This is a genomic window from Moorena sp. SIO3I6, from assembly GCF_010672095.1.
In genome coordinates, this window is record NZ_JAAHHU010001098.1 from 1 (window position 1) to 1,685 (window position 1,685).

3 protein-coding genes are annotated in these 1,685 nt (G+C 43.7%); 2 read left to right on the forward strand and 1 reads right to left on the reverse strand.

Going from position 1 to position 1,685, the window contains the following annotated elements; translation table 11 throughout:
- Positions 1-485 precede the first annotated feature (485 nt).
- Positions 486-1,151 carry a winged helix-turn-helix domain-containing protein gene (locus tag F6K49_RS46520; RefSeq protein ID WP_366514334.1) on the reverse strand — a complete coding sequence of 222 codons (666 nt, stop codon included), beginning with the start codon at positions 1,149-1,151 and terminating at the stop codon, positions 486-488.
- A 7-nt stretch (positions 1,152-1,158) separates the two neighbouring features.
- Between F6K49_RS46520 and F6K49_RS54015 the strand changes: the two genes are divergently transcribed.
- Both F6K49_RS54015 and F6K49_RS46530 read left to right on the forward strand, forming a co-directional pair.
- Positions 1,159-1,386, forward strand: coding sequence for a hypothetical protein (locus F6K49_RS54015; protein ID WP_366514335.1), 228 nt, complete (start codon positions 1,159-1,161; stop codon positions 1,384-1,386).
- 16 nt (positions 1,387-1,402) lie between these two features.
- Positions 1,403-1,685 (forward strand): alpha/beta fold hydrolase (locus F6K49_RS46530; protein WP_366514336.1); only part of this gene is annotated, 283 nt, incomplete at its 3' end.

A 1,685-nucleotide genomic window follows, 5' to 3' on the forward strand; every position in this document is an offset into this window, starting at 1 on the left:
ATCGCAGCCCCATCAATTTCCTGGTCAATGTCGTCTGTGGGTTGATTGCTTATTGCCATCAGTCCAAGAAGCCTTCTCTCCTGATTGACTGGGCTTTACCACCTGCTGCTTAACCCGTACTGACGTTAAATTAAAGAAACTCTAGCCAATGATAATCAGTCAAATTTCTAATTTCTTCTTTGATTCCACTGAGAATATTACAACGGGAAACCAAAGTTTTTTCCATTCTCTTGGTGCGCATTCCCTAGGTCGGGAAACCCGACCGGGGTCGCACCGCTTCATCAATGGTTTCAAAGTGCTCATTGACCAAGGGCTCATCTACGTGCACACCATAGTCTTTCGGCTGGTTGTAACTCTGGGGAGTAAGCTGGTAAGTATTCCACCATCATGCCTGAGGGAAGATTAACTGTCTTGATGCAATAGCGAGTGGGGGAAACCCCCTGTTCCCTTGCTGCATCGCTTTTTTACTGCGATGCCATCCCGCATTATCTTCTATCAATAAAACTTTTTTTTTCAGAAATACCAGCATCAACGGCAAAGTTTTGATACACTAGATTCAACCATAATGTGTTGACTCTAGGGATTAGATACCACAAAGTTTCTCCAGTTTTTAGTTTGACAAATCCATAGACATATAACCATTCATAGCGATGGCTAACTATTGCCGTTGGTCTTTCCCCTATGGGACTCCACACTTTCCTTAAAATTGGTTTTAATCCCACTCTATGTTCATCGAAAAACCAGACATCTAGATCAGCCAGGGGATATTTTTGTTCTATTTTTTTGACCTTTAAAGGTAAAGTTTGTTTAAATTTTTCTTGTTCATCTTCATCTGCTTTCCTATGTTTGGGTCTGGGACTCTGATCGGAGTATTTGAGCTTTTTTAGGTCAGGACTTACGCACAGACTCCATGGGTAGGGTGGGCAAGGTTTTGCCCACCCTACAGGTAGCTGATGAAAATAGAAGACTATGTCTTGATGCAAAGCGCGAGTGGGGGAAACCCCCTGTTCCCTTGCTGCATCGCTTTTGATTTTATTGCTCCTGATGATATTCGCATCAAAGGAACGCGAGTAGGCATTGAGAATGTTCTGTATGAGTACATTTATCGTAATCGTACTCCAGAAGAAATTCTTAACTGTGTCTTGATGCAAAGCGCGAGTGGGGGAAACCCCCTGTTCCCTTGCTGCATCGCTGGAACAAGTTTATGGCACAATTCTTTACTACTTAAACAACAAAGAAGTTGTCAGCGAATATATCTCTGACTGGCTGGAATGGAGTCATCAGCAACACAAAGCTCAAGAACTCAACCCTCCTCCAGGGATAGTTCGATTACGAAAATTAAAAGCGGAACAAGAAGCGAAGAATAAAGCCTATACTATGACTTAAGCGCAATCATCCCATCATGCCCATACGTCAAACCTTAGACTTACCAGACATCCAACTGTCTTACCTAGAATGGAACCAAGGCCAAACTCCCTTGTTACTCTTACATGGCTTAGCGGACCATGGCCTAGTGTGGTCTAGCCTCGGGGATTACCTTGCCCCAAAGTATCATATTGTTGCTCCAGATCTGCGCGGTCATGGGGAAAGTAGCAAGCCGGATCAAGGCTATACCTTTGATGATCACATCGCCGATTTAGAAGCGTTAATGGATCACCTAGGATGGTCTAGTGCTGATATCCTCG